General features: G+C 60.6%; 12 protein-coding genes and 2 pseudogenes. 4 read left to right on the forward strand and 10 right to left on the reverse strand.

Translation table 11 applies throughout. The features are described from left to right. Positions 1-393: 393 nt before the first annotated feature. Together AC1MDT_RS07520 and AC1MDT_RS07525 are read right to left on the reverse strand one after the other, a co-directional pair. Positions 394-1,579 (reverse strand): annotated as a pseudogene (locus tag AC1MDT_RS07520) (IS3 family transposase). Positions 1,580-1,667: 88 nt separating this feature from the next. After that, positions 1,668-1,904: a hypothetical protein gene (locus tag AC1MDT_RS07525; RefSeq protein WP_480421424.1), complete on the reverse strand. Its 237-nt coding sequence runs from the start codon at positions 1,902-1,904 to the stop codon at positions 1,668-1,670. Positions 1,905-2,299: 395 nt separating this feature from the next. Here AC1MDT_RS07525 and AC1MDT_RS07530 point away from each other — a divergent pair. Continuing rightward, a pseudogene (locus AC1MDT_RS07530) lies at positions 2,300-2,593 on the forward strand (cupin); the annotation flags it as partial. 21 nt (positions 2,594-2,614) lie between these two features. On the opposite strand, the gene cydB reads toward AC1MDT_RS07530, so the two are convergent. The 4 genes from cydB to AC1MDT_RS07550 form a co-directional block, all read right to left on the reverse strand. Beyond that, positions 2,615-3,616, reverse strand: a complete 1,002-nt coding sequence (gene cydB / locus AC1MDT_RS07535; protein ID WP_480421425.1) for a cytochrome d ubiquinol oxidase subunit II — start codon at positions 3,614-3,616, stop codon at positions 2,615-2,617. Positions 3,617-3,628: 12 nt separating this feature from the next. Beyond that, a complete protein-coding gene (locus AC1MDT_RS07540; RefSeq protein WP_480421426.1) occupies positions 3,629-5,005 on the reverse strand; it encodes a cytochrome ubiquinol oxidase subunit I in 1,377 nt (458 codons plus the stop codon). A 314-nt stretch (positions 5,006-5,319) separates the two neighbouring features. Beyond that, positions 5,320-5,535: a hypothetical protein gene (locus AC1MDT_RS07545; RefSeq protein WP_480421427.1), complete on the reverse strand. Its 216-nt coding sequence runs from the start codon at positions 5,533-5,535 to the stop codon at positions 5,320-5,322. Between the two features lie 97 nt (positions 5,536-5,632). Next, positions 5,633-6,064 (reverse strand): con-10 family general stress protein, encoded by a 432-nt coding sequence (locus AC1MDT_RS07550; RefSeq protein WP_480421428.1) that lies wholly within the window; start codon positions 6,062-6,064, stop codon positions 5,633-5,635. Between the two features lie 261 nt (positions 6,065-6,325). On the opposite strand from AC1MDT_RS07550, the gene AC1MDT_RS07555 reads away from it, so the two are divergent. Further along, positions 6,326-6,883 (forward strand): ATP-dependent Clp protease proteolytic subunit, encoded by a 558-nt coding sequence (locus AC1MDT_RS07555; RefSeq protein ID WP_480421429.1) that lies wholly within the window; start codon positions 6,326-6,328, stop codon positions 6,881-6,883. Positions 6,884-7,172: 289 nt separating this feature from the next. Continuing rightward, the gene (locus AC1MDT_RS07560; RefSeq protein ID WP_480421430.1) at positions 7,173-7,331 is read left to right on the forward strand and encodes a transketolase-like TK C-terminal-containing protein; all 159 of its coding nucleotides are present in this window, start codon (positions 7,173-7,175) and stop codon (positions 7,329-7,331) included. 8 nt (positions 7,332-7,339) lie between these two features. Here the strand turns inward: AC1MDT_RS07560 and AC1MDT_RS07565 are convergent, their stop codons facing one another. Genes AC1MDT_RS07565 through AC1MDT_RS07580 form a run of 4 tightly spaced genes read right to left on the reverse strand, consistent with a single transcriptional unit; the run spans position 7,340 to position 18,956 of the window. Next, positions 7,340-8,863, reverse strand: a complete 1,524-nt coding sequence (locus tag AC1MDT_RS07565; RefSeq protein ID WP_480421431.1) for a mercuric reductase — start codon at positions 8,861-8,863, stop codon at positions 7,340-7,342. Then, a complete protein-coding gene (locus AC1MDT_RS07570) occupies positions 8,863-10,194 on the reverse strand; it encodes a glucoamylase family protein (protein ID WP_480421432.1) in 1,332 nt (443 codons plus the stop codon). The genes AC1MDT_RS07565 and AC1MDT_RS07570 overlap by 1 nt, the downstream gene beginning before the upstream one ends. A 36-nt stretch (positions 10,195-10,230) precedes the next feature. Then, positions 10,231-18,801 (reverse strand): glycoside hydrolase family 94 protein, encoded by an 8,571-nt coding sequence (locus AC1MDT_RS07575; RefSeq protein WP_480421433.1) that lies wholly within the window; start codon positions 18,799-18,801, stop codon positions 10,231-10,233. Then, on the reverse strand, positions 18,798-18,956 hold the full coding sequence (locus AC1MDT_RS07580; RefSeq protein WP_480421434.1) for a DUF3309 family protein: 159 nt from the start codon (positions 18,954-18,956) through the stop codon (positions 18,798-18,800). The genes AC1MDT_RS07575 and AC1MDT_RS07580 overlap by 4 nt, the downstream gene beginning before the upstream one ends. A 341-nt stretch (positions 18,957-19,297) precedes the next feature. On the opposite strand from AC1MDT_RS07580, the gene AC1MDT_RS07585 reads away from it, so the two are divergent. Then, complete coding sequence (locus AC1MDT_RS07585) at positions 19,298-20,020, forward strand: Crp/Fnr family transcriptional regulator (protein WP_480421435.1); 723 nt, start codon at positions 19,298-19,300, stop codon at positions 20,018-20,020. Positions 20,021-20,065: the final 45 nt, after the last annotated feature.

Here is a 20,065-nt window from a genome sequence, read left to right on the forward strand (position 1 = left end):
CCTCCTTTTTTCAGAGGCCGTTTAACGGCTCAATCGCATTAGCATTGTATGAGTCCCCCTCTTTGCTCGCCTTCTCCGAAATGATTGGAGCCAGCGCTCTTCGGCGATATGTGAACGATCAACACTCGTGATCGTGGCACAGGCACACGACCAATCAGAGTGTGCGAATGGCGCACAGCGTCAAATGCGAGACTGGAGTGCGTCGAAATCCATACCAGTCAAAACCTCGCTATTACGCCACAGTTGCTGCGCAATATCATCGCGGCGAGCAAGTTTTGATGGTTCAGGCCAGGTCAATACACCTCTTACCAGAGACGCATACAGACGTTATTTTGGCGGAACAATTCGGCCCAGTGTGGACTTGCCGCTACAAAACGGGACACCAACTCCCTGTTAAATTGATGCGGCTGCCAAGCGCCTGAACTCCCTCGGCGAGCGATAGTTCAAGGCGCTGTGCGGATGCTGCTCGTTGTAATGCTCGAAGGCAATTGCCAGGTTACGCAGCGCCGTTTCTCGATCCGGCTTGGGCATGTGCGCCACGTAGTCACGCTTGATCGTCTTCACGAAGCTCTCGGCCATGCCGTTGCTCTGCGGACTGCGCACTGGGGTGGTCACCGGCTGCAAGCCGATCTGCCGAGCAAACAGGCGTGTCTGTTCGGCGGTGTACGCCGAGCCGTTGTCGCTGAGCCATTGCACCGGGATGGCGGGCAGTTGATCACCGAAGCGCTTTTCCACACTTTCCAGCATCAAGTCGCGGATATCATCGCCGCTGTACCCGGTCGGGCTCGCGACCCAGCCGATGGCTTCGCGATCACAGCAGTCCAGGGCGAAGGTCACGCTCAATTTGGCGCCGTCTTCGCAACGGAATTCAAAGCCGTCCGAGTACCAACGCGTATCGCTGGTTTTCACGGCGATACGGCCCTCGTGCCGACGCGGCACGCCGGGCTGTTTGATTCGGCGTTCAAGCAACAAGTTGTGATCACGCATCACCCGGTAAACCCGCTTCACGTTGATCGCAGGCAGCAACTGGGTTTCACGGGCGCGACGCAGCAATCCCCAGACACGACGGTAGCCATAGCTGGGCAGTTCGCTGACCTGTTGCTGGATTTCGGCCACTAACTCAGCATCGTTCACAGGCCTGCTTCGCCGTGTCTCGGGCGATAGCGATTGCTTGATTCGCACCGCTAATTGCGAGCGCGCCACACCGAGACATTCGCTGACCAGCTTCACTGGTCGTCCCCCGGCAACAAGGGTGAGTGCGCAATCCATTTTCGCGACCGGGCGATCTCCACGGCCTCTTTGAGGATTTCTGCTTCCATCGTCTTCTTGCCCCGCATCCGTTGCAGTTCACGGATCTGCTTGAGCGCATCGCTCAGCTCGGAGGCCGGCACGACGGTTTCACCGGCGCTGACTGCCGACAGGCTGCCGTCCTGATACAGCTTGCGCCACAGGAACAACTGGTTGGCATTGATGCCGTTGCGCCGAGCGAGACCGACACACTCTGTCCTGGCTCAAGGCTCTCGCGAACCATGGCCAATTTTTGCTCTGGGCTCCAGCGGCGCCGCCGCTCCTGGCCGATTCCTGTCCCTGTAACGACTAACCAAAGTCGGCCAAAAACAGCCCTTCAAATCTGCCGAGGCGCGCGTTGCTGGTCGCTGCACCTGGCATCAACTGGGTTTATTAATGACCTTAATCTGCGTCAGCCCTACCAGCTCAGCCTGCTCTAATATCTCCTCCGGCGTCGCGTCCGCAGTGGGCATGAGTAGGCTGTTCTCTCCATCCCCAAAATGCAGCTGAAGCAGGTGCATCGCCGCCTCATGCAAGGGCAGCTGAGGCTGCTTGAGTTCGAACATGTGGGTGCGGGTCTCGCCGTTGAACAAGTATTTCAAGGTGTAGTGGCGCATGGTGTGATCCTCGTAATAAGACAAGTGCAGCTGACCATCCTGAATTGTTAGTCAGCTTGTACCTCAACTGCAGACCCGAGATTGGTTATCGAGAAGCTATAGATGCGCCTCGGTACGTCGGCCTGCACTTGCACGTCTGGGATCGGTCAGCCCTTGGCGTTGAACTCTTTTGTCATAGCTACCGTCTGGCGCATAGGTGAGCACAGAAACTACGCCTCCAATCCCTGGCATTAAAGGACGTAGCCATGACAGACCACGCACGTTTGATTTACTTAAACGACACCCTTCTCGGCCCTATCGCTAAAACTGTTGATTGCGACCGGAAAACGCTGATTTGGAGTTACAGCACGATGTATGAAAATCCATCGCCGTAGCCAAGTTTCGGAGATCCTTGAATGAACAAACCGCAAGCTGTGACCGCTACCGTTCAAATCCTGATGTTTGAACGCAACAAATGGGTTCCTGACAATCCGCGCCTACCGTTACTCATTTACCCCAACGCGATTGCCGTTCAGGGTGGTGCCCCGACTGCGTTGTTCGAGAAAACCTTCAGCGCCAATGGCTGGCCGCCACAATGGCGATACGGGGTTTATAGCTACCACCACTACCACACCGAAGGTCATGAAGTGCTTGGCATCGCCAGCGGCCAGGCCCGGTTGATGCTGGGCGGCCCAGATGGCCACGTGTTGGCCAGCATTTAAAGGCTATGGTCAATCACGGGCGGTACGAACCTTTCCACTGAAGACTCTGAAGCCGTAGGTATTGTAGATGAGCGTCACTGGTATCAGCACGGCGAAACCGACCAGCATGAAAATCTGGCTGGTCGGACTGGAGGCGGCAGCTTGCAAACTCAGATGCGGCGGGACAATTAACGGAAAAAGCACCGCGATCATCACTGCGAATGCAACAACGAAGATTCCCAATGCAGCGAACAGGGGAAGATAATGTCGGCGACTGCGAAATCCCAGGACGAAGCCGATCAGCAGTGCAATGAGCAGGGTTGCTGTCGGTAGCCAGACAAGACGATCTGAAAGCCGCTGTGCATACCGAGTATCCAGTGTCGCTGTCCAGACAACCAACCCGACCAATAGCACTAAGATAATGCTTGCCAGCGCCCTCGCCTGCCGCCTTGCCCGCCGCTGGAGTTCTTCTTCCGTTCGCCAATAAAGCCAGCAGGCGCCCAGCCACGTGTAGCCCACCACAAGCACTGCGCCACAGTACAGCGGAAACAGACCCAGCCATTCCCACCCGTTACCGTTGTACTGCCCGGCATCATTAGGTACGCCTTGTACCAGCGTACCCAATACGATTCCCTGAGATCCGCCGGCGAGCAGTGAACCGCACAACAACAAGCCATCGACCGCGCGTTTGATTCCGTGGCTTGGCGCGTAGTCACGAAACTCCAGCGCGACCGCTCGAAGAATCAACGCCAAAAACATTAGGATAAAAGGCAGATAAAGCGCCGGCAGCAGAATGGCGTAGGCCAGCGGAAATAATGCCAACAGACCGCCGCCACCCAGCACGAGCCACGTTTCATTAGCATCCCATATGGGCAAGATAGTCACGGCCATGGCACGACGATGCTTGCTACAACGGGTAAGGCCCATTAGTACGCCAACGCCAAGATCAGTGCCGTCCAATAGCACATAGTTCAGCACCGAAAACCCCAAGGCTGCGGCAGAAAGTAGTGTTATCCAGTCATTGTCCAACATGGATTCATGCCCTCAGGATTCACCCGTCTCGTCAGCCAAAGTGGGTTGCGGCCCGGGCTCGCCCTCGTGAGGCGGCTCACGCAATAATCGCAGTAGCACCCACAGACCCACGCCGAAGATCACCAGGTAAAACGACAGGATTGTCCAGGTCGCCCCTACCACCTGCTGTCGAGACACCGAAGACAGGCTATCAGCCGTGCGCAGCAATCCGTAGACGATGAAGGGTTGGCGGCCAACCTCGGTCACTACCCAGCCACTGAGCATCGCGAGAAAACCAGCTGGCGCCATCAACACACCGACTCGGAGCATCCAACGCGTTGCGTACAACCGTTGTCGCCATCGCAGTACCAAGCTGGTCATGCCCTGTCCCAACATCAAAAGGCCCAAACCAACCATGAAGCGAAAAGCAAAGAACACCGCTGGCACAGGTGGTATGTCCTGAGGTGGGAATTCGTCCAGGGCGGCAATAGTGCTACTTAGGTCATGCCGCAAGTACAGCGAAGCTATGCGCGGAATCGCCACTTCCCAATGGTTTTTCCGCTCAGTCATGTCTGGAAGGGCGAACAAGCGTAACGGCTCCCCTGCCCCTTCCGCTGGGCGAGTCCAGGAGCCTTCTATGGCAGCGACCTTCTGTGGCTGAACTTTGAGGCTGTGTTGACCATGGAGATCACCCACCACGATTTGCACAGGCATGAGCACGACGATCGCCCACAGGGACATGGAGTAGACAAGCCGTGCTCTCGGGTTTTCAGGCGCACGTAACAGCTGCCAGGCGCTGACACCGCCCAGCAGCGCAGCGGTGCCGAGCAACGCGGCCAACGTCATATGCACAAGCCGATAAGGGAAGGAAGGATTGAAGATGATTGCCCACCAATCCTCGGCGATGAAGCGGCCATCTGTGCCAAGGGAGTAACCGACGGGTGTCTGCATCCAGGAATTGGCTGACAAGATCCAGAAGGCGCTGATGAGCGATCCAATTGTTACGGCGCAAGTAGCAAAAAAATGCAGACGCGGGCCAACCTTCTTCAATCCGAACAACATGATGCCAAGGAAGCCAGCCTCAAGAAAAAATGCGGCAAGTACCTCGTAGAACATCAACGGGCCAAGGATATCTCCCGCCTGGGTCGACAGCCGCGACCAATTGAGCCCGAATTGGTACTCCAGAATCAGACCCGAGGCGGTGCCCACCGCCACGTTGAGAGCAAAAACCTTTAACCAGTAAAGATAGACGTCCAAGTAGATCTTTCGCCCACGCCACAGCCAAAGCGCTTCGAGCACCATCAGAAAGTTGGCCAACCCGATGGTGAATGCCGCCAGTACGATATGAAAACTGATGGTGATCGCGAACTGGGCACGCGCTGCCATCAGCGCCGAATCAATCGCGTCCATGCCCAGGCCCCATCGTTAGCCTGCGCGCACAGGAATCAGCCATTGGAAGCAGCGAGCGATGGTTTGGAATAAAGGCGGTGTGGGCGGATATAGGCATGACACCTGTCCGATACAGTATTTGTCGGTTGACTATCCCCTGCACCAATGATTCCGAAAGCCAAACGCTTAGGCTCGAAATACTTCTCCTTGGTGAACGGAATCTAGGTAGAGGTTCCTGATTAAAGTATTGGAACTGGCCCTAAAGCTCGCGCGTCAAGCGGGCTTTTTTTGCGGTTCGACATCTCCACCTCATTACGTGCCCCTCACGATTTAGGTCAGCGAATGAGATTCACGGCGGTGGCACGGATCAGAATGTCCTCCTGTTGAAAACGCTCTTCAAGATCGCGCTCATAGCTTTGCCACCAAAGCCGATCTACAGCTTCAACCATTACCTCATAAACGATGATGGTCTTGGGGCCAATTCCTTCGAAAGCGGTAGAGCGATTCTTAAAATCCTGGCGATCGGCACTCGCCTCTACGATATTCCTCACGCCCCAAGATTGTGAGCCAAAGCTTAGATCTCAGTATTACCCGGCAATATCGAAATCAAGCCCCGAAAGATTCGGGGCTTGATGGGTTCAGACAGCATCAGGGTTTGCGTCCTCCACCACCGCTCATCCCACCGTCCTTGCCCCCCATTTCAGAGGATTTATCGCGGTCATCGGAAAGATTGCTTTCCCGTCCGCTTCCTTTCCCACCGCTGGACGATTGATTAGCTTTGTTGGCTTGTTGTCCGCCCGAAGCCTGGCCGCCTTTTTGGCCTGGTTTGGACATTTTTTCTTTATCATCGGCAAATTCGCCTCCCCGATTCGTACCCTGCCCGCCTCCGGACATGCGATCGCTATCGCGGGATTGTTGTCCGCCGGAAGCATGACCACCTTTTTGGCCTTCCTCAGACGCGCGTTGTGGATCGTTGGCAAGATTTCCGCCAGAGGCTGCTCCACCTTTCTTACCGGCTTCAGAAGCCTTGTCCTGGTCTTTAGAAAAATTACCTGGATTTTTGTTTCCAGTATTGGCCATTTTTGTTCACCTCTACATTGTTAGCACGAGCATGGGCTCGTCTAATTCGGAGGGCGCAGAAAACAGAAAGTTTGAACGGAAATACTGACTCGCGACGAGTGGAGTTGGGTATTTGGTTCAATGAAAATGCGCGCATTCGATGGACGGCGTGTGTGGCACTGAGGGACAACTTACGTCGGATTTCAGATCAAAATGATCGATTTTTACTAGACTCAATAACTCGTAGAAGTCCTCCATGCATCAAACTCAGGAGGTCAATCGATGACTGAACACATCGTGCATTTTCATTGCCAGATCGATCAGGGAACGACTGAGCGCTTCCGGGACTGTTGCCTCGAAGCCATCGATCAAGGCGCCACCTCCTTGCTGCTCAACCTTTCTACAAGCGGGGGTAGCACTAACTTTGGCTTCACCCTCTACACGTTCCTGAAGTCATTGCCCGTACCGCTATGCGCGATCAACGCGGGTAACATCGAATCGATGGGCATCATTATGTTTTTGGCGGCCAGCCGACGTATCACCTCGCCCCACTCGCGCTTCCTGATTCACCCGATGAATTGGTATTTCAGCCAAAAATCCGTCGACCATCAGCGCCTGCGTGAGTACCTGTCGAGCCTCGACAACGACCTCGCGCGCTACGTGCAAATCTTCACACTCGAAACTGCTGACGCAGAGACCAAGCTCGATATTTTTCATTGCCTTTCAGCGGAGGAAAAAGTCATCGCAGCACACGAATCCCTGGCCTACGGCATTGCGCATGAGATGCAGCAGATGGTATTCGCCGATGATGTCAAACATTGGAAAGTCAGCGGTGGATGAACCGAGCGCATTCCTCATTCCCGATCTAGAGACGTGTTAAGCCCAGACTCGATAAATGTTCAGATAAATCAGAGATTAATCGCGACACGACAATCGTTTTGAGTTTTTTGACACGACCACTCCTTTGTCTATGAGCATAGGGAGGGGGGCCATGAGCCAGGTTCGAAGTAGAAGTAGCATGCCCTAAGCCTCTGCTCCGTGGAAAGGCCCTGACGCTCAACTTCTTTTGCACCGAGGAGGACGCCGTACTGCCGCCTTCAGTCGGCGCGCGACTGGCGGTCGAGTTGGGGTGCGGCAAGGCTGGGAACGCTACATTGGCGCTGGTGGTGACATGCTTGGGGTGGAACGTTTCGGCGCCTCGGCACCGGCCGACGTCTTGCTGCGCGAATACGGCTTCACCATCGACAATGTCTGCGTGCGCGCCAAGGCGCTGCTGGCACGGTCGTAGGGTGTTTCTCAGCGCTCCATCCAACGCGCCAGCCGTAGCCTGACCCGCGACGGCAGGCGCGTACGATTGTAGGCGTCGGCGGCCTTGCGAATCGCCTCCGCCTGCGTGGGGTAAGCATGGATCACCAGGGCCAATGTACGCAGGCCAACCCCCGCGACCATGGCCAGGGTGATTTCGTTGATCATGTCGCCCGCATGGCGGGCGACGATGGTGGCGCCGAGAATCCGATCTGTACGCTCCCGGACATGGATTTTCACGAAACCATCCTCCTCGCTGTCAGTCACCGCACGATCGACCTGATGCATGGGAATGGTGAAAGTCTTCACCGGAATATCCTGAAGATTGGCCTCGCGCACGTACAAACCGACGTGAGCGATTTCCGGATCGGTGTAGGTACACCAGGGAATGACCAGCCCGCTCATTCGCTCGTGACCGCGCAGCAGTGCGTTCTGCACGACGATGCGCGCCGAGGCCAAGGCCGTATGGGTGTACTGGTGTTTGAGGCAGACATCCCCGGCAGCGTAGATCAGCGGATTGCTGGTGCACAGAAAGTCATCGACATGGATTCCCACCTCGGCGTCGTAGTCGACACCCGCGGCTTCCAGGCCCAGGCCCTGGACATTCGGCGAGTGACCAATGCCGGTGAGGATCGCATCGACGGCGACCGTATTGCGGTAATCGTCGCTGATCAGGTCAACCAACTTCTGCCCGCCTTCTACGCGCACGGCAACCACGTTCGTGTTCAAGCGCACCTCGATGCCGTCGCGGGCGAACGCATCCGAAAGCAGTTGCGCGGCGTCCCGCTCCTCGTTGCCGAGGAACAGCGGCAGGTCCTGCACGATGGTGGTTTTCGCCCCCAGCCGGCAGAACGCCTGAGCCAATTCACAGCCAAGAGGACCACCCCCGATCACCAACACGCGGCGCGGCAACTCGGTGAGATCGAAGACGTTTTCATTGGTCAGGTAACCTACCTGCGCGAGCCCGGGGATCAGCGGGATGGTCGGGGCCGAACCCGTCGCGATCAGGGCCTTGCGAAAGCGCAGGGTCTGCCCATCGACCGTCAGCGAATCGGCTCCGGTGAAGCGCACTTCGCCAAAGAATACATCCACACCGATCGCTCTCAGCCGCGCGGCAGAATCGCCGCCACTGAGGTGACTGCGGATACGCCGCACGCGCGCCATCGCGGCAGCGAAGTCGACCTGAATATCGCCTGGAACTTGCGCGCCGTAGCGCTGGGCATCGCGCATTTCGGCATATAACTGCGCCGTCCTGATGATCGCCTTCGACGGCACGCAACCATAGTTCAGACAATCGCCGCCCATCAGCCTGCATTCGATCAGCGCCACCCTGGCACCGAGGGCGATGGCGGTTTTCGCGGCGCCCAGGCCCGCCGGGCCAGCACCGACTATCACCAAGTGGTAGCGGTCGGCGGCCTGCGGATTGACCCACTGCGGCGGATGCACATTGGCCAGGCGCTGGCGCTCATAGGCATCCTGGGGGGTGGTGATCGACCCATCGTAGTCTTGCGACATCAGCGTTCTCCCTGGCGTGGCGGCTGTTGCAACCAACCACCGTGGAATCCGGCGCGCAGCAAACCGTCGCGGATGTAAGGGCAGGCGCGCATCAGCTCCCAGATCCGTTGGCTACGATGGTTCTCGATCATCATCAGTACGATGCCCTGATCAAGCCCGTAATGCCCTGCGGACACCCAAGCGCGTCCATTGGCATCGCAGAGGCTGGGATTGAAACTGCTGGAGAAGCGCCCTTCGACGCACATTTCCGGGTAGCACGCCATCATATGTCGCACCGCGTCGAGGACGATCTGCGGCGCAAACGGCAGCGACGCCAGCACTGATGGTGCGCACAGGGTGCCGTCGTCCGGCCCGTACGGCACGCCACGGGCGGCATAACCGAACAGCCGTCGCCGCTCATTGGACAGCTCCGGCTGCTCGTCGCTCGGCCCATCACAAGCGGACAGGCCCCAGCAGTTTTCAGCGTAGCCGGCGAATTCACGGGGGTTGCGTCGTGCGTACTCGCGCTGGATGTAAGCGGCGCGCCGACTGTTCTGGAAATAGTCCGAGCGTTTTTTGTGCATGAAACCATCGCGGATGCCGCGAAAGTCTATCCATGCATGGGAGAAATGGTGGACGAACAGCGGCCCGGCATAGAGATAGTCGTGATCGTAAAGGTTTTCCCACTGGTAGGTGGCGGTCCATGCCCGATAGCAGTCGCCGACGATCGGGTTACTTGGCGAACCAAGAGCGAGTACATACAGCAAGATGGCCTCGCTATACCCCTCCCAGCCGTAATGCAGAAACCCGCATTCGGGTTTCCAGCCCTGCCTGATCGTCTCACCGCTGTCCTGCGCCCATTGCCAGTCGATGCGTCGATAGAGAAAATCCGCCAGTTCCCGCAGTTCGTTCTCCTCGGCGGTGTCCGCGCCAAAGTACAGGCTCGCTGTCAACACGCCAGCGATCAGCAGTGCGGTGTCGATCATCGACAGTTCCGAGCGCCAGACGCGCACGCCCGTATGGAAGTCGAGGAAGTGATAGTAAAACCCCTTGTATCCGGTCGCCGAGGGGCTAGCGCTTTGATCGCTGGCCTGGAAAAAACGCAGCGCGGCGAGGCTGCGCTGTAGCGCATCGGCCCGGGTCAGCCAGCCCCGATCCACGGCCAGCGGATACGCTGACAACGCGAACCCGACCACGGCGATGCTGACCGGTGAGCCGGGACGCGAGGTGTCAGCCACCAGACCGTTGAGCGGGTTCAGAGTCTGCAGGAAATAACCGAAGGCGGCACATTGCAGGCGATCCAGAAGTACGTCATCGGCAAGCGTGGACAGGGGCATTATTGTTTGCGACATACTGATTCTCCAGTGGCGCACTCGTGTCCCCAGGGGCTAAAGATCAAGCTCCAGGCGATGCGCACATCCATCCAGCGGCACTCGAACGGATCCTTCCTCGCAGCTCTGCGGGACACCATCAAGCAGCGCCTGCACGAGGCCCCGGCAACGGACTCCGGCCGACTTCAAACTGACCTTATAGTCACTGCCGTCCAGCCTCAGGCTGGCGTCGAAACCCGGCCAATGACACGGGATACAGGGGTCGACAACAAGAAACGCACCCTCGCGGCGCAACCCCAGGATGCCCTCCACGCCGGCGCGGTACATCCAGCCGGCCGAGCCGGTGTACCAGGTCCAGCCACCCCGGCCGATATGCGGCGCGACGGAATAGACATCCGCGGCGATCACATAAGGTTCGACCTTGTAGCGCTCGACCTGCTCTGGGGTCTGCGCATGGTTGATCGGGTTGAGCAGCGCAAAAAGCTCGGCAGCCTTGTCACCCTCCCCGAGTCGGGTCAGCGCCAGGATCGTCCACATCGCCGCATGGGTGTACTGCCCGCCATTCTCGCGCAGGCCTGGCGGGTAGCCTTTGATATAGCCGGGGTCAAGCGGCGTGTGCGAGAACGGTGGCGTGAACAGCAGCGCCACGCCGTCCCGGCGGCGAATCAGCAGACGCTCCAGCGAGGCCATGGCCAGCCTCTCGCGGGCAGGCTCGGCGCCTCCGGAGAGTACCGCCCACGACTGCGCGATGGAGTCGATCCGACATTCATCGCACGCCGCCGAGCCGAGCCAGGTGCCATCGTCGTAGGTCGCCCGGCGATACCATTCGCCATCCCAGGCCTCACGCTCCAGCGCCTCGCGCAGCAGCGCTGCATGAGCCCGCCACAGCCCCGCACGCTGATCATCGCGGCCGTCGGCTAAAGGCGCAAAGCATTCCAGGGTGCGCAACAGTAACCAGCCGAGCCAGACGCTCTCGCCCTGCCCGCCCGCGCCGACTCGGTTCATACCGTCGTTCCAGTCACCACTGCCGATCAGCGGCAGGCCGTGGGCACCGGTCAATTCCAGGCACTGGTCGAGGCCGCGAGCGCAGTGTTCGAACAGCGAAGCCGATGTGTCCGAAGGCATCGGCTGGAAAAATGCGTCGCTCTCGTCGGCGTGCAACTTCGGCCCTTCGATGAACGGCACGCTCTCGTCCAGCACCTTGCAATCCCCTGAGGAAGTGACATAGGTGGCGCAGACAAAGGCAAGCCAGACACGATCATCGGAAATCCGCGTGCGAACCCCCTGCCCCGTCTGTGGCAACCACCAGTGCTGTACATCACCCTCGACGAACTGTCGGGCGGCAGCGCGCAACAGATGACTTCGGGTTTGCGACGGGCACGCAAAAGCCAGTGCCATGCAGTCCTGTAACTGGTCGCGAAAGCCATAGGCACCGCTGGCCTGGTAGAACGCCGAGCGAGCCCAAATGCGGCAGGCCAGGGTCTGGTAGAGCAGCCAGCCGTTGAGCAGGATGTCCAGCGTGCGATCGGGCGTGCGCACCTGTACCGCGCCGAGCACCTCGTCCCAGTGCCGCTTGACCGCTGCGAGCACCTCGTCCAGATCACGCTCGCGGTAACGCAGCACGATCTCCCTTGCAGCGTCGGTCGAGCCGGCCTGACCGAGCAACGCCAACACCTCGACAGACTCATCGGGGCGTAGCTCGACAAAGCACTGCAACGCTGCGCAAGGATCCAAGCCGGCACCGCAGGCCCCGGACAACGGCGTTCTGCCGAGCAGCGCCTGGGGCGCCGCAGGCCCGCAATGGCGACCGAGAAACTCGCAACGGTCGGCGGTCCAGGCGCTTTGCCGGCCGCCGAGGTCAGCAAATGCCACGCGCCCCGGGAAGGCAACGCTCCACGGATTGTGCGCCAGCAGCGCACCACTGCCCGCGTCGATTTCTGTCTGGATAAAGGGTCCGCTGGCGCCCCGCGAGGTGCCAAGCACCCACTCCACATAGGCTGTGACTGACAGCCGGCGAGGTCGCCCCGAGAGGTTGCGCAGGGTCAGCCGGGAAATCTTCACGGGGTCGTCCAGCGGCACGTACTGCAGCAATTGCGCCTGGATACCGTGTGCCGTGTGGCTGAAGCGGCTGTAACCAAAGCCGTGCGCAGCGCGGTAGACACCGCCGTCGCGGATCGGTTGCGCGGTGGCGCTCCACAGCTGGTAGCTTTCCTCATCACGAATGTACAACGCCTCGCCCGCCGGATCGACGGTGGGGTCATTCGACCAAGGGGTGAGCTGGTTGTCCCGGCTGTTCTCGGCCCAGACATAGCCACTGCCTTCAACCGAAACCTGGAAGCCAAACGCCGGGTTGGCGATCACGTTAATCCACGGTGCCGGCGTCGTCTGGTCACGGTCGAGGACAGTCAGGTATTCCCGCCCGTCGCAGTCGAAGCCTCCCAAGCCATTGAAAAACTCCAGGTCGCTACCCTCGGCCGTCGACACTGGTGATGGCCACGCCGGCATTGAGGGCGACTGACGGACGCTGATCCCGTTGCGCGGTGGCGGCTGTGGCAGACGTGCGAGCTGGGCGGCAATAGAGCCACGATGGGCGACCAGTTCAACACGCGCCACGGCCTGCAACAGCGCCCGCGCCTCAACGCTCATCAAGTCGGCTCGCAAGGTGAACACCGCACCGCGCCGGTGATCCTCGCCAAAACGTACGCGCGACTGGCTGCTGCGCACTGCAGTTTCTATTGCCACCTGCAACTCCTGCACATAGGACGACGCCCGCTCGTTGACGATGACCAGGTCGATGTCCAGGCCCTTCATCCGCCAATACTCGCGTGCGCGCAGCAACTGCCGGACCTGGGCGATGTCCTCGACTTCGTCGATGCGCAGCAGGACGATTGGCAAGTCGCCGGAAATGGCCAGCGGCCACAACCCCGATTGGCACCCCGCGCCACGTTTGAGGGCGTCCGCCGATGCGCGAAAACGTAGGTCGGCATAGAGGATCGGCGTGGCCAGGCGCTGGAAGTCCGCCGCCTCTTCGGTGTCGATGCCCAGGTCGCGCAACTGCACCTGGGCCTGGGTCCAGGCCAGGGTCTTGGCGCGCGCGAAGGCATTGCGCTCATGGTGTTTGTCGATCAGGTCCAGTAGAGCCTCCCGCGAGCTTGCGACCACGGTCCAGAAAGCCACCCGTGCGACTTTGCCGGGCGCAACTCGCAGGGTCTGGCGCAAGGAGAAGATCGGGTCCAGGACCGTCCCCTGGCTGTTCGACAGCGCCCGGTGCCCGGTGATCGCCAGCGCCTCGCGCACGCTACGGTTTCTGCCCAGAAAGCGCGCGCGGTCGGACTCGAACTGCGGATCGGCGATCAGCTCGCCTTCCACCACCGCGAAATGCGCCGCCCACACTGGCGTGTCCTGCGGCGTACGCGGGCGTCGGGTGGCGACCAATGCAGTGAATTCAGCCAGGTATTCGGTCTGCACAAACATTCGCGAAAAAACCGGGTGCGCGCTGTCAGCGGCCGGTGTCGCCAGGACCACCTCGGCATAGGACGTCAGCTCGATGTCCCGTGGCCGCCGTCCGTTGTTGATCAGCGAAACCCGTCGCACTTCACCGTCGTCCTCCCCTGATACCAGCACTTCCAGACGGGTCACCAGCGAACCTTCGCGATGGATGAACTCGGCATGATCCTCGTCGAACAAGACCTCGCCGTTTTCCACCTCGCGGCTGCTGGGCTGCAGTGTCGCTGACCAGACGGCCCCGCTCTGGGTGTCACGCAGGAAAATAAAGCTGCCCCAGTCATCGCGTGTGGCGTCCTCACGCCAGCGTGTCACGTCGATATCCCCCCAGCGGCTGTAACCCGCGCCCGCCGAGGTCAGCATCAACGCATAGCGACCGTTGGACAGTAGCTGCGTGAACGGCGCGCCGCCGGCCACCGCTCTGATGCGCCGCAAGGTGGGCGTCTCGCTGCGGTTCTCGGCCGCGGAAACCGTCACCTCTTCAGCCCTTGGATGTGCCAGTGCAACGTCCCGTGGCACGCGCTCCTGCAGCAGCAGCTCGCAGGCCTGGATCATCGGCTCACGGTGAAAACGGCAGCGCATCCTTCCATCGTGCAAGGTATTGGCGATGGCGACGATGGTCATGCCCTGGTGGTGGGCCATGAAGCAGCGCACGATCGCCACGTCCTCGTCGTCCGGCAGCCGCGAGCGGGTGAAGTCCAGCGCTTCGTAGAAACCATAGCGGCCTTGCGCGCCCATCCCGGCCAGCCGATCGTAGTTACGTCGTGCCGCCTGCGGGTCGATCATCGCCGCCAGACCGGTCGCATAAGGCGCGACCACCACGTTTTCGGAAAGCCCGCGTTTGAGGCCAAGCCCGGGCACACCGAAGTTGGAGTACTGATAGGTAAACTCCAAGTCACGGGCATTGTAGGCTGACTCCGAAATTCCCCAGGGGATGCCCAGCAAGCGACCATAGGATTGCTGCAACGCCACCACCAGGCGGGTGCTTTGCTCCAACAGACTGCCGGCCGGCGCGCGCATCACCAGCGACGGCATCAGGTATTCGAACATCGAGCCGGACCAGGAGATCAGTGCCGAGCCACCGAGGACCGGTGTTGCGGTACGCCCAAGGCGGAACCAGTGACGACTCGAGACATCACCCTTGGCAATGGCGAACAGGCTTGCCAGCCGTGCTTCTGAGGCAAGCAGGTCGTAGCAGCTGGGGTCGAGACGATTGTCGATCTGGGAGTAGCCGATTGATAGCAGCTTGCGTTCCGGGTCAAGCAGAAAGCCGAAGTCCATCGCCCCGGCCATTGCCCGCGCAGTATTGGCAAGGGTCTGCAAACGCTCTGCCAGCGTCGGCTGCGCCTCGTCCGGCACTTTGCGGTCACGCAGGTGTTCGGCCACTGCCTTGCGCAACGCCTCGATCCAGAACAGCAAGTTGCCGCCCTCTCCGCTCTCGCCCGCCGGGACGACCCTGCCGGCTACTTTGGCGGCCTTCTCGGTCAACCGTTTCAGATTCGGCAGCAGCGCGTCGAACGCTTGCATTCCCTCCAAATGGACGTGAATTTCCTCCAGGTCGTCGTGCAGTTGCCGCAGTGACTCCCCGGCTGCGACCGGCAGCACGGCGATGGCCTCCCGCACTAGCCACAGGTCGTCCATCAGACCGCTGCACGCCTCTTCTGCCAACGGGCTGGTCTGCCATTCCTCGCAGGCGTTGGCAAGCACGATCAGGTGCCCGGCGAAGTTACCGCTATCGACCGAAGACACATAGGCCGGATTCAGGGCTCGCAGGTCGCGGGTCGCATACCAGTTGAAGAAGTGCCCGCGGTAGCGCGGCAGCCTCTCCAGGGTGGCCAGGGTCGCCTCCAGGCGTTCGACCGTCTCGATGCTGCCGGCCCAGCCAAAGTCACGGGCAGCGACTGCAGAGAGCAGGTAGAGCCCGATATTAGTCGGCGAGGTGCGGTGTGCCACCGCCGGTTTTGGCTGCTCCTGGAAATTGTCCGGCGGCAGCAGATTGTCCTCGGGTGTAACGAAGGTTTCGAAGAAGCGCCAGGTGCGCCGCGCGGTCAGGCGTAGGGCATGGGCGTCCAACGCTGAAACCGTGCGCAGGCGTGCGACCTGCGATGGCCGACTGCTGAACAAAGCCAGCGCCGGTGCCGCCAGCCAGAGCAACGCCAGTGACCCGATCAGCGGCCAGGAGGCTGGCACCGACGCCAGTCCGGCTGCGCTCATCAGCAGCGCCAGCGCAGTGCCACCGGCCATTTGCCGGTAGCTGCCGTGCAGGTCCGGCAGCGGGCAACCGGATGACTGCGCCGCTGTGGTCCATTCGAGCAGGTGATTGTGGCTCAAGAACAGCCGTACCAGCGTACGCCCGATAGCGTCGCCCATGCGCCACGCCTGGTCTGCCAAAAAGGCCAGCGACAGCAGAATCTGCAGGGCTGCGCGGCGCAGATCGGCGCCGAGTATCGCGAAGTGATTGCGCAAGCGGATGCCGCGCCGCCGCGGTATCAGGGAGCAGGCGATCGGCAGCAGGGCCGGGACCGCCAGGGTAACCAGTACGAAAAGTGTGGCGAGCAGCGCCAAGGGTAACGGCAGCCACCAGCAAAGCACGAGACTGGCCAGGGTGAAAGGCGCCAACAGCGAGCGGCGCAAGTTATCAAGCATCTTGCAACGGCCGATCGGCGGCACCGCCTGGGCCCCCGTCCAGTGTCCAAGCACCCAAGGCAGCAATTGCCAATCACCGCGCGTCCAGCGGTGCAGGCGCTTGGCGGTGACATCGAAGCGCGCCGGGGGCTCCTCGACCACTTCCACATCCGAGGCCAGACCGGCACGGGCAAAGACGCCCTCGAACAGGTCATGACTGAGCAGCCGGTTGTCGCCGACCCGTCCACCGAGCGCGGCTTCGAAGGCATCCACATCGTAGATGCCCTTACCGGTGTAGGAACCTTCGCCGAAGAGGTCCTGGTAGACATCCGAAACCGCCGCGGCATAAGGGTCTATGCCGCCGGGACCAGAGAACACCCGCCGATAGAAGGAGCCCTCGCCGCCCATCGGCAGAGAGGGCGTTACCCGTGGCTGCAGAATCGCGTAGCCGCTGACGATGCGCTTCAGCACCGCGTCGAAACATGGGTGGTTCAATGGATGAGCCATCTTGCCAATCAGCCGCAGCGCCGTGTCCCGTGGCAGGCGGGTATCGGCGTCAAGGGTGATCACGTAGTGCACCCCGGACGGCACATGCGGTTCCTCGCCAGCGATGGGCATGAAACTCGTGTCGCTACTTCCTCGCAACAAGCGGTTTAGCTCGTGCAGTTTGCCGCGCTTGCGCTCCCAGCCCATCCAGCAATGCTCACTGGCATTGAACAGCCGCCGCCGACAGAGCAGGAAAAAGCGCTGGCCGCCAGGGCCGGGGCCATAGCGACGGTTCAGCCGCTCGATTGCCTCGGCTGCCACGCCAAGCAGATGCATATCGCTGTCGAGTTCCTCTTGCGGCGCATCGACGCCATCGGCCAGCAGGACGAAAGCCAGATCACCGCCAATTCCCGCCAGATGATGGACCTCCAGCCGCTCTATCTGCTCCAGCAAGTCTGCCTCGCTGGTCAGCAGGGTCGGCATCGCGACCAGCGTACGTAACGCCTGCGGCACACCGGCAGACAGTTCCAGCCCCGGCAGGATAATGGCGCCGAAGCTCCAGGTGATTGCACGATTGACCAGTGCCGTGGCCACCTCGCTGACCGGCACGAACATCCATAGCACGAACAACACGATCCAGCCCACCATCACGGACGGAACCGCCAGCGCCCAGGCCATCAGCGCCAGCAGCAGTGCACTCATCACAAAGATGCCGCCGACATAGCCGCCGATGCCCAGGCGAATATTGAAGCGGCTGATGCGCAGGCGTATTGGCGGGTGAAATCCGATGGCCCGCTCCAGCGCCGGGCGGCCCTCGGCGATCAAGTGGTAGCCAGGATCGTTCGCACGCTCATCATCCCCCTGCTCGCCCGGCCCGTCGCTTTCGGCTTGGCGGGCGGCCTTTAATGCCCGGTCGGCGACCTGCAGTTCCGAGAGTGTGCAACCGCGCGCCAGTTGTTCGATGGCACTGCGGTACAAGTTGCGCGTCGGGAAGTCCATGGCGGCGAACGCACTGCCCGCACGCAAGTGCACGTCGACCAGGCTGACGCTTTCGAACAGATTGGCCCAGTCGATATCGGAGATCAGCCGCATGCTGGTGATAATGTTGCGTATCGTGACATTCGAGGCGCCCTGGCGTTGCTGGGCATGCTGCACAACGTCCTCGACCCTGACGCCCTGTTCTTGCAGGCGTTCGTCCAGCCAGCCCAGTGCCGGGGTCGTCCGCGGGTCCTGGTCGCGCAGGCGCTTGGCGAGCTGGGCGGCGAACATCTCGGACAACCGCCCGGACGGGCGTGCGGCGATATCCGCAACCAGCGCCGAGCGGGCGCAGCCGGGCGCGAGCAAGCGATCGGCCAACCCATCGGCGTCGGCGCGAGCCGCGCGACCGTCGTCGATCTGCTCGGTGAGACGGCGCAAGTTCTCGATCAGGACGATACGCAGGGTGATCGCCACCGCCCACAGCTCGCCGATGGTCAGCGGCTGAACGCGCTGGTAGGCGACGATGAAGCGCCGCAACATGTCAAGATCGAGATGACTGTCGGTATGAGCGACGAAGGCCCAAGCCAGGCCAAAGACCCGCGGGTAGCCGGCGAACGGCCCCTCGGCCAGTTTCGGCAACTGGCGGTAATAACCGGGGGGCAGGTCATCGCGGATCTCTCGGATCTGCTCCTCGACAATATGATAGTTGTCCAGCAGCCATTCAGCGGCGGGCACCACACTATGGCCGCTCTCAAGCTCCGCAGCGCTCGCCCGGTAGGCGGCGAGCAGGATCGCGGCATTGTCGTCAAGGCGCACATGCAAGGAAAGTACGGCGGGTGGCCTGGGCGCTATCCGCTGGGCGACGGCTAGGCTGGCGGCATGTTGCTCAAGCCGCTCAATACCGAAAAGCGTCTCCCGTACTGGCGCGTGATCACTCCATGGTGGTGATTCAGAGCGCCGCCCAAAAGCCCGGCGCAGGATCGAACGCATCGATACCGCTGCGCTGTTCAGCCCAGCCAGGTCCCTGTCAGTCAAAGTCGCCCCATCAAGACCAGCACGATGACGATGACCAGCACAATACCCAACCCACCGGTTGGTGCGTATCCCCAACTCCTGCTGTGCGGCCAACTCGGGAAAGCGCCGATCAGTAGCAGAATGAGGATGATTAACACGATTGTGCCCAAGCTCATGACTATCTCCTTGGTCGCATGAAAAAGCGCGCTTGCTGGCTGTCACTCAGAGAGCATCCGGCCAACCGACTGACACCAGATTGCGCACCTTCATGGGGATGAGTCTGTACGCTGACGCACACAAGCCGTAAAGGACGGCGATACCTCGCCTTGACGGATCTTTGGTGTGTACGCCAGCAAATCCCTGACCGAGTCTGTGTGTCGATCAAATTGATCTGCAGCCACTATGTGCTGCAGCGAACAGATCATCGGCGAGCGGTCAATCAGACTGAGGACACGGGATTGCCAGGCACCTTTTCCCGGGCCACCTACCGGCTTGCTCTGTGCTATGGGACGCCCGCATGCCAACCGTCCTTCCGACTCAAGAAGGCAACTGCCTGATCGACAGCCTGTCTGGCAGGGAGCACAACAGAATCCTGCGGCATTGTGAACCGGTGGACCTTGTGTATGGCAGCATCCTCAGCGAATCCGACCAACCCTTGCGCTATCTGTACTTCCCGCTCACTGGCTTTATCTCGCTGGTCACCACACTGGAATGCCATCGTCCGCTGGAGCTTGGCCTGATTGGCAATGAGGGTATGCTTGGCGCCACGTTTGCACTGGGTGTCAATGCCGCCCCTACCCGCGCAGTGGTCCAAGGCGCGGGCCGTGCATTGCGGATAAACGCGACGCTGCTGCGCCAGGAATTGCATGCGTATCCTGGCCTGCTTCGTGCGCTCAAACGCTATCTTTATGTGTTAATCGCGCAATTGGCGCAGAACGCAGCCTGCGGCCATTTCCATGAGATCGAACCACGCTTGGCACGTTGGTTGCTGATGGCCCATGACCGTGCACACGCTGATCACGTCTATCTGACCCATGAACGGCTCTCGGACATGCTTGGGGTACGAAGAAGCGGCGTGAGCATTGCCGCGGGCGCATTGCAGCAGCGACAGCTCATCCGCTACAGCCGTGGTCAAATCACCATTCTGGACCGGCAAGGCCTGGAGGCAACAGCCTGTGGGTGTTACGACGCGCTGATAGCGGTTCACGCGCGACTGCTTTCTTCGCACGTTCGACACTAGCCTCGCAGCAGTCTGTGTACGTTAGCAGACAGACAACCTCGGGCA

This window comes from Pseudomonas sp. ASL7, from assembly GCF_056680375.1.